Source organism: Bacillus sp. 22446 (genome assembly GCF_052044955.1).
Lineage (GTDB): Bacteria > Bacillota > Bacilli > Bacillales > Bacillaceae > Bacillus > Bacillus altitudinis.
In genome coordinates, this window is record NZ_JBQEOD010000002.1 from 50,519 (window position 1) to 64,050 (window position 13,532).

Here is a 13,532-nt window from a genome sequence, read left to right on the forward strand (position 1 = left end):
TTAGTGGGTTGCATTTCATAAAGGATGATAAAAAATGGAAAATCATAATGTTGAGAAATCTTTGAAATTATTTATTGTACTATCACGTGCCTATCGCTCCATTAATCACCACATGAACAAACATATTGTGAAGCACGGTCTGAATCCGACTGAATTTGCTGTATTAGAATTGCTGTATCATAAAGGTGATCAGCCGCTTCAGCAAATAGGTGATAAGATCTTACTCGCAAGCGGAAGCATCACGTATGTGGTTGATAAATTGGAGAAAAAAGAACTCCTTAGCCGGAAAGCTTGTGCAGAAGACCGCAGGGTGACATTTGCACATATTACGGAGCAGGGAAGAGCTTTGCTTGATGACATCTTCCCAGATCATGCAAAAGAGATTCACGAGATGATCAGTGTGCTTAGTGAAGAGGAGAAGGATGCCTGCATCGATATGCTCAAACATGTAGGACTGCGTGCCAAGCATTTATATGATCATAAAGAATAAACACATAAAAAAGGAAGCCGCTGGCTTCCTTTTTAGTATGTAGACTAATCCTCGCATATGGTGTCAGTCCTGCGCACCGATAAACGACAAGCGCTTTCAGTCGCGCTCATAAGAAAGACAAAGGGCTAAAATAAACATTATTTTAGCCCTTTGTCATGATCTGAAAGGAAGCTGCTGGCTTCCTATTTATTTTGCTTTTTTCTCAATTGGCAAAATAAGAACTTCGACGCGTCTGTTTTTACTTCTGCCTTCTGCGGTATCGTTAGAGGCAATCGGTTTAAATTCACCGTAACCTTTTGTGCTAAAGTTCTCTTGGTCTAGGTTGCTGTTTTCAAGGAGAATATTTAAAAAGTTGACCGCACGAATGGCGCTTAAATACCAGTTGGATTCAAATTCAGAATTCCGAATCGGAACGTTATCTGTATGTCCGCTAATGACGATATCACGAGCAGGGTTAATGACGAGCAGCTTTGATATTTCCTTGGCTAACGGAACATCCTGCGAGCGGATCACCGCTCGCCCAGAATCAAAGAAGATGCTGTCTTCAATTGTAATAAGCAGACCTTCATCCGTCAGCTTTGTTTCAAGCTTCGAACCAAGTTTTTTATCCGCAATGAATGAATCTACTTGCTTTTTAACCTTTGTTAATACCGCTTGGTCACGAGCTTTCGCTTTTGCTTCTTCTTCATCTTCTGCTGATTTTTTGGTTTGATTACTGTTTTCTGTTTCTTCGGTGCTCTGCATGCTTGATTGGTCCATTACGCCAGTGCCGCCAGTAAAGACAACATTAAACGATTTAGCCATCTGTTCATATTTTGCCGCATCAATGGAGCTAGATGCAAACAGCACAATGAAGAGGGCGAGAAGAAGCGTAAGAAGATCGGCGTAAGGGATCAGCCAAGACTCATCTACATGGTCTTCATGATCATGTTTTTTACGTTTCCTAGCCATTCTGTTTTTCTCCTTCTTCAATGACAAGATTTGCACGTTCTTTTGCTGGTAAGTACATCAGAAGTTTTTGCTCAATGACCTTTGGAGACTGGCCTTCAAGGACAGAAAGAATCCCTTCAATCATAATGAGACGAAGCTTTACTTCTTCCTTTGATTTACGCTTCAGCTTGTTGGCAAATGGATGCCACAACACATACCCTGTAAAAATCCCAAGCAGTGTGGCGACGAAGGCAGCACTGATCGCATGTCCAAGTGCTTCAATGTCTCCCATGTTTGCAAGTGCGGCAATAAGTCCGACAACGGCACCAAGTACCCCTAGAGTCGGAGCGTATGTACCAGCTTGTGTAAAGATTAATGCGCCTGACTGATGTCTCTCCGACATGGCATCGACTTCTTCTGTTAAGACGTCGCGAATAAATTCAGCACTTTGACCGTCAACCGCCATGCTTAAGCCGTTCTTTAGAAAATCGTCATCGACTTCCTCAAGATTTGCCTCTAATGCCAAAAGACCTTCACGACGAGCAATTTGTGCCCAGTTTGAAAATAGAGGAATCATTTCTTGTATCGTTGGAAGCTTGCTATCTTTGAAAATTTTGCCGAATAATTTTGGTGTTTTCTTAATTTCACTAGATGGGAAGGCAATGACAACAGCTGAAATTGTCCCAACCACAATGATCAATATAGCCGCCGGGTTGATAAGAGCGGTTAGACTCACACCTTTCAAAACCATACCGACACTCAGTGCAATAAATGCTAAAATAATACCAATTAACGATGTTTTGTCCATTATCTCACCAAATCCTTTAACTATCTTTTTCTATAGTTAATATCGGTGTCTTCTAGAAGGGTTTTAGTCAGAATATAAAATTAAGACAGTTTATGTGAAGAAATTTTGACGAAAGCGCTTTCTGAAAGCCGTAAAAAAAGAAACTCCCTCATATAAAAGGGAGTTTTCAGCGTGTAGACAAACCCTCGCATTCTTTGTCAGTCCTGCGCTCTGGTGCTCACGAATGCCAAATTCGCTCCGCGCCAGTACTCGTCCTTCCTAAGGCTGCAAAGGTTTTCTATCACGCTGAAAAGAAGACAAAGGGCTAAAATCAAGTTCATTTTAGCCCTTTGTCAACAATCTGGAAACTTCATCTTTTTTGAGCTGTTTCATCTAAGAGTAATTCTTTTAATTTTTCTTCATGTATGATTTTAATCAAATCGTAGTTCCAATTGATCATGTGATCCATGTGCTCCACCTCTTTTTCTTTTATCGTAAAGGAAAAGAGGCGGGGGAGCGTCGGCGCTCAGATGGAATTTAGACACTGCAACATGATGGAGCTGAAGATCCTCCTTAGGATGTACTTAGCTCTTTTTCACAACAATTTCGTCATGTTCAACATCGACTGTAAATCCAGTAAGTTGTTCTTCTTCAAGCAAGATGTCCGTCATTTGATCCTCAACATGCTCTTGAATCGTTCTTCGTAACGGACGAGCCCCAAATGCTGGATGATAACCAAGTTCAGCGATTTTTTCTTTCGCTTCGTTTGTGACGTGAACAGTTAGATGTTGTTCTTTTAACTGCTCTGACAAATCTTTGAGCAGAAGATCCACAATTTTGACTAAATCGTCTTTATCTAATGAATCAAACTGAATGATGCTGTCAAAACGGTTCAAGAATTCCGGTTTGAAATAAGCGCTCAGTGAATCAATCAATGATTGTTCTTCGATGGCTTCTTCTTGTTCAGACTGGAATCCGACTTTGACTGCTTTTTTATCTGTGCTGCCAGCGTTACTTGTCATAATGATGACTGTGTCTTTAAAGCTGACGGTTCTGCCTTGGCTGTCTGTTAGACGGCCATCTTCCATGATTTGAAGGAACATATGCTGGACATCAGGGTGCGCTTTTTCGATTTCATCGAGCAAAATGATGCTGTATGGTTTTCTGCGAACCTTTTCCGTGAGCTGTCCGGCTTCATCATGTCCAACGTAACCAGGAGGAGAACCGATGATTTTGGACACGGAATGTTTCTCCATGTACTCACTCATATCTAAACGAATGATCGCTTCTTTTGAGCCAAATAATTCTTCCGCTAATGTTTTAGACAATTCGGTTTTCCCGACGCCTGTTGGCCCAACGAAAAGGAAGGAGCCAGTTGGTCTATGTTTTGATTTTAAGCCGGCTCTGCTTCTTTTTACGGCTTTCGCCACTTTTTCAACCGCATGTTCCTGACCAATGACGCGGGCTTTTAAGCGGACATCAATTTCTTTCATTTTTGTTTGTTCGTCTGCTTGTAGTTTGCCGACAGGGATACCTGTTTTTTGTTCTACAATCGACTGAATGTCCTCAGCTGTGACGACATGTTCTTTGTCATTTGTTTTGTTTTGCAATCTCGCTTCAATCGCTTCTTCTTCGTCTCGAAGCTTCGCTGCTTTTTCATATCGTTCTTCATTTAAAGCAGCTTGTTTTTCAGCGGCAATTTGCGCAAGACGGTTTGTTAATTCATCTTCACTTGCTGCATCAATGGAGAGATTCGCTTTTGAACCTGCTTCATCCATTAAATCAATGGCTTTATCTGGCAAGTGGCGGTCTTGAATATACCGCGAAGATAATTGAACACACGCTTTAATGGCTTCGTCAGAATAGGTGACGCCATGATAGGCTTCATACTTATCCTGAATGCCTTTTAAGATCTCGAATGCTTCATCCTGTGTTGGCTCATCAACGATGACAGGCTGGAACCTGCGTTCAAGGGCAGCATCTTTTTCAATTTGACGATATTCCTTTAATGTCGTCGCACCTACTAGTTGCAGTTCCCCTCGAGCTAGAGCTGGTTTCAAAATGTTTCCGGCATCCATTGACCCTTCGGCAGAGCCTGCGCCTACAAGAAGATGAATTTCATCAACGAATAAGATGATATTTTTACGGCTTTGCAATTCTTTGATTAATTGCTTCATCCGTTCCTCAAATTGACCACGTATACCTGTGTTTGCCACAAGTGAAGAGACATCTAATAAATAAACTTGTTTGTTCTTTAATTTATTTGGTACATCTCCATTTGCAATTTTTAGTGCTAGTCCTTCGGCTATGGCCGTTTTACCAACACCAGGTTCACCAATGAGGACAGGATTGTTTTTATTTCTTCTATTTAAAATCTCAATGACTCTTGTGACTTCTTCATCACGGCCAATGACAGGATCGATTAAACCAGCATGTGCGCCATCCGTTAAATTCCGGCCAAGCTCATCGAGTAAGCCTTTTTGTTTAGGCCGCTCTTGGCTCGTCGCATGTCCTGCTTGCTCAGAGAAGAATGAACCGCCTCCGAACAGGTTAGGACCCATTTTCATTTTTGACTGTTCCATCAAAGAGGTATAGCAGTCTTCACATAAAACCATTTGGCTACGGGACGAATTTACTTGCATATTCAGGCGAATAGTTGCTTCATTTACTTGACAATGTTGACAACGCATGAGCCATGACCTCCTTAAAATAAAGTTTGACTTTATTTGACCAATGAATGTTAAATAAAATGGTCTGTTGTTTGACCATCTTTGACTATAGTATACTCTGACCTATTTTGACTTTCAACCGTTTTGCTCATAGCTGAATGAAAAATCCTTTTTTGCATTTAATCATGGTTTGTCCTTCTTTTCAAGGAACTTGTCTCATAGGATAAAAAAGAGACAATCGAAAGTGATGGGTGCGGAGGGGTCATATGAAACGTTCAAATGAATCCGCTTTTCAGCTTGCCTTTGTATATGTAGGAACAGTGGTTGGAGCTGGGTTTGCGACAGGAAAAGAAATCGTAGAATTTTTTGTTCGTTTTGGCTGGATTGGATTGATCGGGATTTTGATTAGCGGTGTTATTTTTACCGGCCTTGGCGCAAAAATGATGCTGATTTCCAAACGAATTGAAGCGGAGTCTTATCAAGATATGAATCGGTTTTTATTTGGAGCTGCTGCGAGTCGATATATTAACATCGTCATGTTTTTTATCTTACTAGGTGTGACGTCAGTGATGATTTCTGGAGCAGGCGCTATTTTTGAAGAACAACTTGGCATCTCAAAAGAATATGGTATTTTTTTAACGATTATTTTAAGTGTCATTGTCCTTTTTAAAGGTTCAAAAGGGTTATTTGGTGTCAATGTACTTGTCGTTCCAATGCTGATTTTCTTTTCGCTGATTGTGTTTCTAGACTCATTTGTGTTTAGTAGCGGTGAAAGCCACGTTCTGGGGCTGCAAATGGGAGAGGGCGAATGGATGTTGTCTGCTATTTCATATGGTGCATTTAATTTAGCGCTGTCTCAAGCCGTATTAGTGCCGGTCGCAAACGAAATGACATCCGAAGCCGTTATAAAAAAGGGAGCGGTGCTTGGGGGTCTGATGCTGACACTCATTCTGCTCGCCTGCTTTTTATCCCTTTCTTCATTAGAAATGCTGGAAGCGTATGATATTCCGATGGCCCAAGTGGTGTATCAAGTCGCAAACTCCATTCATCTCGTCTATTTATTCGTGATCTTCGGTGAAGTCTTTACATCTGTTATAGGGAATTTATACGGTCTCGAAAGGCAAGTGAGGGCGTATATCCGATTGAACAGTATGTATACGATATCCTTTATTCTGCTTTGCTGTTATGTGATCAGTAAAATTGGATACGGCACACTCATTTCAACGGTTTACCCTGTTTTTGGCTATGTCAGTATCTTTTTTATCCTCTTTCTTTGTCTGAAAAAAGTGCCTGCATCACGTGATAAGTAAAGAAGGGATAGCTTGTACACCAATTATGTGGTACACTATCCTCTGTGAAAATTGAACAAAAATCCGTGAAAACGGGAGAGGTTCTAGCAAAACCCTCTATAAAAAACTAAGGACTTGCCGTATCCTTGGATGTGGCATTTTTTATTTTTTATGGCTGGGACACCTCATACACATGTAAAGGTGTCTTTTCTTTTGAGAAAAATAGGGGTTTTCATGAACCTTTCAGATGCAGCTTTGTGCGGTGGTACGGGTCTGCAAAAGGAGGAAAAGGAAAATGAAAAATGAAAAAGCGGTCGTTGTCTTTAGCGGGGGACAGGACAGTACGACATGTTTACTATGGGCACTTCAACAATTTAAAGAGGTTGAAACGGTAACCTTTCATTATAATCAGCGTCATCAAGAAGAAATTGATGTCGCCAAAAGAATTGCTGACAAGCTAGGTGTGAAAAATCATCTATTAGATATGTCTCTTTTAAATCAGCTTGCACCAAATGCCTTAACAAGAGATGACATTGATATTGAAGAAAAAGAAGGAGAACTGCCTTCCACATTTGTTCCGGGGAGAAACTTAGTTTTCTTATCCTTTGCATCCATTCTTGCGTATCAAATTGGAGCACGTCATATTATCACGGGTGTGTGCGAGACAGACTTTAGCGGCTACCCAGATTGCCGAGATGAGTTTGTGAAATCTTGTAACGTCACGGTGAATTTGGCAATGGAAAAACCATTTGTCATCCATACGCCGCTCATGTGGCTGAATAAAGCTGAAACGTGGAAGCTGGCTGATGAACTGAATGCGCTAGATTTTGTGAAAAATGAAACGCTCACTTGCTATAATGGCATCATTTCTGATGGCTGCGGGGAATGTCCTGCATGTAAGCTTCGGAAAAATGGCTATGACACGTATATGAAAATGAAGGAGGCAAACTAAATGCTTTCTCAAATCTATCCACAGACGGATCATCCATTTTCGTTTGAATTAAATAAAGATATGCATGTATCGGCAGCCCATTTTATCCCGAGAGAAGATGCTGGCGCTTGTAGCCGTGTACATGGTCATACGTATACCATCAATATAACCATTGCTGGAGATGACCTAGATGAATCGGGTTTCCTTGTCAATTTTAGTACATTGAAAAAACTTATTCATGGTAAATATGATCACACGCTGCTCAATGATCATGAGGAATTCTCCTCAACCGATCCATATGCGATGCCTACTACAGAGGTTGTCGCAAAGACTGTGTATGATAAAGTGGCCGCATATTTAACGACTTTAGCGAACAAGCCGACATGTGTTCAAGTTTTTGTCAGAGAGACACCAACAAGCTACTGCATTTACCGTCCGAAACGAGTTGAGCTCAATGACTAAAGCGATTCCTGTCTTAGAAATCTTTGGTCCAACCATTCAAGGAGAAGGAATGGTCATTGGCCAAAAAACCATGTTTGTCAGAACGGCTGGCTGTGACTACTCTTGCAGCTGGTGTGATTCATCTTTTACATGGGATGGATCAGCTAAGCATGATATTCAGTGGCTTCAGGCAGAGGATATTGTAAAAGAGCTGAAGAGAATAGGTGGAAAGGCATTTTCTCATGTCACCATTTCAGGTGGGAATCCTGCGCTTTTAAAACAAATGGAATCACTTATTGATTTATTGCATGAAGAAGGAATTGATACGGCGCTTGAAACGCAGGGAACGATGTATCAAGATTGGTTTTTGAAGATAGATGATTTAACCATTTCTCCAAAGCCACCAAGTTCTAATATGAAAACCGATTTCACGAAACTAACGCGTATCATAGATGAATTGAAAAAGGGAAACAGGTTGCATCATGCAAGCCTGAAGGTCGTGATCTTTGATGATCTTGATCTAGCCTATGCAAAGGATGTTCATGCGAAATACCCAGAACTCCCCTTTTATTTGCAAGTTGGAAATGATGATACGACGACAGCTGATGATGCGTACTTATTAACGCACTTATTAAAGAAATACGAAATGCTTGTAGATCAAGTAGCGCAAGATCCTGATTTGAATCGTGTGAGAGTCCTACCACAATTGCATACGCTATTGTGGGGAAATAAACGAGGCGTATAGAAAGGAAGAAACAAAATGATGACAAGAAAACCAGAAGAATTAGAAGGTGTCACTTTACTAGGAAACCAGGGGACGAATTACTTGTTTGACTATGCACCACAAGTGCTTGAAACGTTCCCGAATAAACATACGAATAGAGATTATTTTGTGAAATTCAACTGCCCAGAATTCACATCACTTTGCCCGCAAACAGGGCAGCCAGATTTTGCGACCGTGTATATCAGCTACATCCCAAATGAAATCATGGTCGAAAGTAAATCATTAAAATTATATTTGTTCAGCTTCCGTAACCACGGTGACTTCCATGAGGATTGTATGAATATTATCATGAACGACCTCATTGAATTAATGGACCCAAGATATATCGAAGTATGGGGCAAATTTACACCAAGAGGCGGTATTTCAATTGATCCGTATACGAACTACGGAAAACCTGGGACAAAGTATGAAGAGATGGCATCGTATCGTATGATGAATCACGATATGTATCCAGAAACGATTGATAATCGCTGATAAATAAGAAAAGACATGCGAATAACATGTCTTTTTTTATGGAATAGATCATGATGACACATAAAAAAAGAGAAGAGTCATGTCACTCTTCTCATACCAATAGGAATAGAACTTGCTAGGACGGCTGGGGGCTACCAGCTCGTATGTATAGTATACATGACAGAACGTATGTTTGTAAAGGTGTATCATGCTTTTATTCTTCATATATTTATTTTAAGATAAAATTGAAACGAGCGAATGAAAATGGGGGCGTTTGTGTTGGCAAACAAAGAAGACAAAACAGAGAAGCTGCTGATGGAATTAAGGGAAGAGCTTCAGATGCTTGAACATCAAAACAAAGAACGATATAAATGGAGTGCCTCCACATTACTTGGAGTGATCGCCCTTTTAATTGATAAAGGCGTGATAACACCTGAAGAAGTTGATATGTACAAAACAAAAGCGGAAATGCAAACCTTTCACGCGCAAAAAGACTGACGCCTTCATCAAATGATGTAAGAGAAAATAAGAAAAAGACATAATAAATTGATGATTCAATTTATTATGTCTTTATTTCTGCAATTCTTTTTCATCGTATTAAACGAGCTTATACATTAATACATCATCCCAGTATTCATGATCATTTATTTTAAATTCATTGATTTTACGCCCTTCTTCTAAAAAGCCCATCTTTTTATACAAAGAAATAGCTTTTTGGTTTGTGGAGAAAACGGCTAAACTAACCTTTTCAATTGAAGGGTTCTTTTCTGCCCAATTTAATAATGCTGTTAGTAACATTTCCCCTATGCCTAAACCTCTATAGCTCTTATCAACCATCAAGCCGAAAGAACCAACGTGAGAAGTTCTTTTTCTATTTGATGATTGTTCAAAGGCTATCCATCCAATGACTTGATCGCCAGTTTGGGCAACTATGTACGTCTCATTTTCGTTTTCTATTCTTTTCTGTATCCATTCCTTGTGTTCTAACAAGGTTTTTTTGTATTCTTCCGGCGTTGTCAGTAAATAATCTGACTCAGCAATCACTGATTTTTGAATTTCTAAAGTAGTTTCAGCATCTTCTATTTTTCCAAAACGTACAATGATATCATTTGAATGTTGCATATTAGTTTCTCCTATCTAGAGCTAATATTGCATCAGATCACTTTTTTACATAAAACATAAAAAGTAAGGTATTGTGATCAGCTCTGCTTCGTATATCCTTATGTAACGGTAGGCTGAATTGAGGATTGCAAATTAATGTACGGAGTCTTTGATGATTTTATAGTTTTTATGATTAACGACTGTTAGTGAATCCAGTTCTAAATCTCTATAGTTGTCCATAATGGTGACATCCACAATAACAGAGTTTTCATTCACTTTTTCAACTACACCTGTTAAACCATTTCTAAATTCGATCACATTCCCAATTTTTGCAATCTTCAACCGATCCCTCTCCTTTAAAAACAGATTTCATTCCCTATTAAAAAGTATTTTGCAATATTTTCATACCAATGTAAAGGATAAAGACGTTTTTCTTTCGTTTTCGTTGTACGCTTTGAAAACGAATGGTATATTTAATATTTGATCAAGGCTGAAAAGGAGCGATTTTTTTGACTGAAGAACACATCAACACAATACTAGAATCATTACGGAATGGAACTGAAAAACAAGTGACCATTCAAAAGGATGATTTTTTAACATTTCGTTCTGTATTGGTCAATCAAGATGATTTTAAACATTTTCGCGGAATCGCCAAGCATGGTGGAGATGTTATTTTTGAATATCTTAAAGAAGCAAGAAGCTAAAGCTTTTTCTCATTCATGAGAAAAAGCTTTTTATTTTGGTTCTTTTGTCACACTTCAAACCAGCTTGATACATATGAAAAGAAAATGTAATAACCCATAATCAGGAGCATAAGGATGATTATAGGCTAAAAAGAGACTATATTAAACGCTTACATTACCAGTTCATGCGTATTTCAACTAGGACATGCCATTTAATGACGGAATTTGGACAGGCATGCAAATCTTTGTGCGTGAAAATAGAAGAAGCTCTTGTTAGAGTGGACAAGTATCTTACGGCCTACATTGATTAAAGGAGGAATGAGGCGAATGATCAAAATTCATACAGCTCTTTTTGCCATCCTTATGCTCATCTCAGCGATCAAGATGGACAATATACAAGAGCAAGAAGGCACATTAAGTCAGAAACTTGAACAAGCACCTGTAAAGCATCAGCTTTCATATATAGATCAAGATGAAAAGCATACCGTGATCCCAGCGTTTTCAGAGGAGAAACATCAGCCTAAAGTGAAAATGCTAAGCACGTCAACAGAGGAAAAGGCATCAAAACCGAAGCCGAAGCCGAAGAAAAAGGAAACGGCAAAGCCAGCAAGCTCAAGAAATCAATCACACTATTCTAATGAAGAAATGGACTTGCTTTCTCGGTTGGTACATGCCGAAGCAAAAGGTGAATCTTACGCCGGGAAAAAAGCGGTAGCAAGCGTCGTCTTAAACCGCGTGGAACACCGCTCTTTTCCTGACAGTGTCAGAGGCGTGATTTATCAGCGAAATGCCTTCCAGCCAGTATCAAATGGAAGTATCAATGATAAGGCAGACCAGGATTCCGTAAAAGCAGTGAAGCAGGTTGTCAAAGAAGATGACAGAACAACAAAGGCGATTTATTTTTATAATCCAAAAACGGCGACAGATAACTGGATTCGTTCTCGTAAAATTGTAGAACGCATTGGCCGTCATGTGTTTGCAGTGTAAAGAAAAGCAGCGATCAATCAGTCGCTGTTTTTTGTCTTCAATTATTAAAATATTTTCAGGACTTGTCTCATAGAATGTGAAAAGAATTTGCTTTTAGACAAGGGGAGGCTACATGAATCGATTTGTAAAAGGGGTCATTCTGCTATCTATTGCAGCTTTCATTGCTGAGTGTATCGAGTTTTTAGTCAATATGATTTTAGCGAGAGAGCTTGGAGAACATGGAATGGGTTTATATATGAGCATCCTTCCCATCATCATGCTTGTGCTTGTGATCGCCAGCTTAGAGCTGCCAGTCTCCATTTCTAAATTCATTGCAGAATCGCATGAGCGGCTTCATAAAAGTATGCTTCGCCATGCATTTAAAATGACGCTTGTGGTGACATGCACAACAACGGCAATAGCAGCCATTGTACTGCCTTTCATTCCTGTATTTCAATCGTATCATCCGCTGATGAAGGGCTTGGTTCTGTCACTCATTCCAATCATCGCATTTACTTCCATTGCACGCGGCTATTTTATGGGCAAGCAGCAAATGGGCAGAATTGCTCTAGCCAATATGCTGAAAAAAACGATCCAGCTTATCTGTTTGTTTTTGTTTTTTCATTGGTATTCGTTTGATATTGAAACAGCGGTGCTTATCGCGATTGGTGTGATTGTTGCAAGTGATCTCGTCGTCTTTATCTATTTATATTCCCAATACGTCATGGCGAAAAATGCTGTGAATGTCAGATCGGTTGAGTTAAGAGGGATTGACGTCAGAAAACGTTTGTTAGCGGTCTCCATTCCGACAACAGGTATGCGTATCTTTCATGCCATTGCCAATGCGATTGAACCGTTTTTAATCAAAGGAGCCCTCGTTGCAGCGGGCATTTCTGGTACGCTTGCTGTTGATCATTACGGAATGCTTGCTGGCGTAGCGATGTCGATCGGTTTTTTTCCGGCGTTTATCGCTCATTCCATTATGATTGTGATGATTCCGAATGTATCAGAAGCCTATGCCTTGGGGCAGTATCATCTCGTGAAAAAACGTGTCAGACAAGCGATTCTCATTACGTTTGGATATGGGGTGCCAGCCGTGATGATCATGTATTATTTCGCTTATCCGCTCACGCAGCTCTTTTTTGACTCACCTCAAGCAGCCGTCTACTTGCAGCTGCTATGGCCTTACTTCTTATGCCACCTGTTCGTGATGCCGTTTCAAGCTTGCTTAATTGGTATGGGTCTTATTAAAGATGTGTTCCTACATAATATATGGGTGCACGTGGTGTCGTTCTCTATGGTGTATTTCCTAGGATCCATCGAATCCTTAAATATGATGGGTGTTATCTTAGGAATGAACACGGGGATGCTGCTATTAACGGCTTTGCATTATGCGACGATTTGCAAGGAACTCGGCGTCTCCATGTTTCTTACATTGAAAAAAGCTTGAATGTCATGTGCAGCTAGCGGGCAAGCTATAAGAAAATCAGGAAGGAAGATGCTGATGAATCGTAAATATCTACCCGCCAGTCTTCTCATGATGACCCTTCTTTTATTTCTGATGAGCATAGAGGCTGAAGCAAAAGAGCCTGTCATGGCGCCGAGGATAGAAGCTCCTACATTAACAGGTGAAACGCAGGTGATCCCGGTGAAAGGGAAGCGGACCATTCTGCATTTTTGGACAACGTGGTGCCCATCCTGCAAAATGGAGCTTCCAGCCTTTGAACAGATTGTGAAAGAAAATCAAAGTGATGTAGACATACTGACTGTTAATTTACTTGGTGCTGAGCAAAGCAAGCATGCTGTTGCCCAATTTGTGAAAGACAGAAAGTTCACATTTCCGATCGTTCTCGATGAACACGGAGAAATGATGAAGAAATACCAAATCATGACGATCCCGACGACCTTTTTCATCAATGAAAAGGGTGAAGTGGTCAAAAACCATGTAGGTCCGCTGACGAAAAAACAAATCAAAGAGTGGACAAATTCGTAGAACACAAGCTTTCTG

At 40.1% G+C, this 13,532-nt stretch carries 16 protein-coding genes and 1 riboswitch; of the genes, 11 read left to right on the plus strand and 5 right to left on the minus strand.

Annotation, left to right across the window (positions count from 1 at the left end; genetic code table 11):
* The first annotated feature begins 34 nt into the window (after window positions 1–34).
* Window positions 35–490 (plus strand): MarR family winged helix-turn-helix transcriptional regulator, encoded by a 456-nt coding sequence (locus tag ACTJJD_RS04515; protein WP_003211701.1) that lies wholly within the window; start codon window positions 35–37, stop codon window positions 488–490.
* Window positions 491–676: 186 nt separating this feature from the next.
* On the opposite strand, the gene motB is transcribed toward ACTJJD_RS04515, so the two are convergent.
* From motB to ACTJJD_RS04530, 3 genes are all read right to left on the minus strand, one after another.
* Window positions 677–1,441: a flagellar motor protein MotB gene (motB, locus tag ACTJJD_RS04520; protein ID WP_017367125.1), complete on the minus strand. Its 765-nt coding sequence runs from the start codon at window positions 1,439–1,441 to the stop codon at window positions 677–679.
* Window positions 1,434–2,228: a flagellar motor stator protein MotA gene (motA, locus tag ACTJJD_RS04525; protein WP_008346088.1), complete on the minus strand. Its 795-nt coding sequence runs from the start codon at window positions 2,226–2,228 to the stop codon at window positions 1,434–1,436. The genes motB and motA overlap by 8 nt, the downstream gene beginning before the upstream one ends.
* Window positions 2,229–2,791: 563 nt before the next feature.
* A complete protein-coding gene (locus tag ACTJJD_RS04530) occupies window positions 2,792–4,897 on the minus strand; it encodes an AAA family ATPase (RefSeq protein WP_440608143.1) in 2,106 nt (701 codons plus the stop codon).
* A gap of 245 nt (window positions 4,898–5,142) precedes the next feature.
* Here ACTJJD_RS04530 and ACTJJD_RS04535 point away from each other — a divergent pair, with 245 nt between their 5' ends.
* The 6 genes from ACTJJD_RS04535 to ACTJJD_RS04560 all read left to right on the plus strand — a co-directional run bounded on the left by ACTJJD_RS04535 (window position 5,143) and on the right by ACTJJD_RS04560 (window position 9,272).
* The gene (locus ACTJJD_RS04535; RefSeq protein WP_108611227.1) at window positions 5,143–6,186 is read left to right on the plus strand and encodes a YkvI family membrane protein; all 1,044 of its coding nucleotides are present in this window, start codon (window positions 5,143–5,145) and stop codon (window positions 6,184–6,186) included.
* 71 nt (window positions 6,187–6,257) lie between these two features.
* Window positions 6,258–6,302: riboswitch (PreQ1 riboswitch) on the plus strand.
* 158 nt (window positions 6,303–6,460) lie between these two features.
* On the plus strand, window positions 6,461–7,117 hold the full coding sequence (gene queC, locus ACTJJD_RS04540) for a 7-cyano-7-deazaguanine synthase QueC (protein WP_025207244.1): 657 nt from the start codon (window positions 6,461–6,463) through the stop codon (window positions 7,115–7,117).
* A complete protein-coding gene (gene queD, locus ACTJJD_RS04545; RefSeq protein ID WP_007498731.1) occupies window positions 7,118–7,558 on the plus strand; it encodes a 6-carboxytetrahydropterin synthase QueD in 441 nt (146 codons plus the stop codon).
* The gene (gene queE / locus ACTJJD_RS04550; protein ID WP_440608144.1) at window positions 7,551–8,282 is read left to right on the plus strand and encodes a 7-carboxy-7-deazaguanine synthase QueE; all 732 of its coding nucleotides are present in this window, start codon (window positions 7,551–7,553) and stop codon (window positions 8,280–8,282) included. The genes queD and queE overlap by 8 nt, the downstream gene beginning before the upstream one ends.
* Window positions 8,283–8,297: 15 nt before the next feature.
* Window positions 8,298–8,795 carry a preQ(1) synthase gene (gene queF, locus ACTJJD_RS04555; RefSeq protein WP_283931312.1) on the plus strand — a complete coding sequence of 166 codons (498 nt, stop codon included), beginning with the start codon at window positions 8,298–8,300 and terminating at the stop codon, window positions 8,793–8,795.
* Between the two features lie 258 nt (window positions 8,796–9,053).
* Window positions 9,054–9,272, plus strand: coding sequence for a hypothetical protein (locus ACTJJD_RS04560; RefSeq protein WP_017367128.1), 219 nt, complete (start codon window positions 9,054–9,056; stop codon window positions 9,270–9,272).
* 99 nt (window positions 9,273–9,371) lie between these two features.
* On the opposite strand, the gene ACTJJD_RS04565 is transcribed toward ACTJJD_RS04560, so the two are convergent.
* Window positions 9,372–9,896, minus strand: coding sequence for a GNAT family N-acetyltransferase (locus ACTJJD_RS04565; protein ID WP_035392243.1), 525 nt, complete (start codon window positions 9,894–9,896; stop codon window positions 9,372–9,374).
* Between the two features lie 132 nt (window positions 9,897–10,028).
* Window positions 10,029–10,217 (minus strand): YkvS family protein, encoded by a 189-nt coding sequence (locus tag ACTJJD_RS04570; RefSeq protein ID WP_003211747.1) that lies wholly within the window; start codon window positions 10,215–10,217, stop codon window positions 10,029–10,031.
* A gap of 167 nt (window positions 10,218–10,384) precedes the next feature.
* Between ACTJJD_RS04570 and ACTJJD_RS04575 the strand changes: the two genes are divergently transcribed.
* From ACTJJD_RS04575 to stoA, 4 genes are all read left to right on the plus strand, one after another.
* Window positions 10,385–10,579, plus strand: a complete 195-nt coding sequence (locus ACTJJD_RS04575; protein ID WP_008348081.1) for a hypothetical protein — start codon at window positions 10,385–10,387, stop codon at window positions 10,577–10,579.
* Window positions 10,580–10,885: 306 nt separating this feature from the next.
* Window positions 10,886–11,545, plus strand: a complete 660-nt coding sequence (locus ACTJJD_RS04580; RefSeq protein WP_057079621.1) for a cell wall hydrolase — start codon at window positions 10,886–10,888, stop codon at window positions 11,543–11,545.
* Window positions 11,546–11,657: 112 nt separating this feature from the next.
* Window positions 11,658–12,974 carry a polysaccharide biosynthesis protein gene (locus ACTJJD_RS04585; protein WP_281215388.1) on the plus strand — a complete coding sequence of 439 codons (1,317 nt, stop codon included), beginning with the start codon at window positions 11,658–11,660 and terminating at the stop codon, window positions 12,972–12,974.
* A 54-nt stretch (window positions 12,975–13,028) separates the two neighbouring features.
* Window positions 13,029–13,517: an endospore biogenesis thiol-disulfide oxidoreductase StoA gene (stoA, locus tag ACTJJD_RS04590; RefSeq protein WP_440608145.1), complete on the plus strand. Its 489-nt coding sequence runs from the start codon at window positions 13,029–13,031 to the stop codon at window positions 13,515–13,517.
* Window positions 13,518–13,532 lie beyond the last annotated feature (15 nt).

Bases quoted from the DNA above. Each gene is read 5' to 3' on its own strand.
- ACTJJD_RS04530 (WP_440608143.1), bottom strand. From the start codon at position 4,897: ATGCGTTGTCAACATTGTCAAGTAAATGAAGCAACTATTCGCCTGAAT.
- ACTJJD_RS04535 (WP_108611227.1), top strand. From the start codon at position 5,143: ATGAAACGTTCAAATGAATCCGCTTTTCAGCTTGCCTTTGTATATGTA.
- ACTJJD_RS04585 (WP_281215388.1), top strand. From the start codon at position 11,658: ATGAATCGATTTGTAAAAGGGGTCATTCTGCTATCTATTGCAGCTTTC.
- queC (WP_025207244.1), top strand. From the start codon at position 6,461: ATGAAAAATGAAAAAGCGGTCGTTGTCTTTAGCGGGGGACAGGACAGT.
- queE (WP_440608144.1), top strand. From the start codon at position 7,551: ATGACTAAAGCGATTCCTGTCTTAGAAATCTTTGGTCCAACCATTCAA.
- queD (WP_007498731.1), top strand. From the start codon at position 7,118: ATGCTTTCTCAAATCTATCCACAGACGGATCATCCATTTTCGTTTGAA.
- motA (WP_008346088.1), bottom strand. From the start codon at position 2,228: ATGGACAAAACATCGTTAATTGGTATTATTTTAGCATTTATTGCACTG.
- queF (WP_283931312.1), top strand. From the start codon at position 8,298: ATGATGACAAGAAAACCAGAAGAATTAGAAGGTGTCACTTTACTAGGA.
- motB (WP_017367125.1), bottom strand. From the start codon at position 1,441: ATGGCTAGGAAACGTAAAAAACATGATCATGAAGACCATGTAGATGAG.
- stoA (WP_440608145.1), top strand. From the start codon at position 13,029: ATGAATCGTAAATATCTACCCGCCAGTCTTCTCATGATGACCCTTCTT.
- ACTJJD_RS04565 (WP_035392243.1), bottom strand. From the start codon at position 9,896: ATGCAACATTCAAATGATATCATTGTACGTTTTGGAAAAATAGAAGAT.
- ACTJJD_RS04580 (WP_057079621.1), top strand. From the start codon at position 10,886: ATGATCAAAATTCATACAGCTCTTTTTGCCATCCTTATGCTCATCTCA.
- ACTJJD_RS04515 (WP_003211701.1), top strand. From the start codon at position 35: ATGGAAAATCATAATGTTGAGAAATCTTTGAAATTATTTATTGTACTA.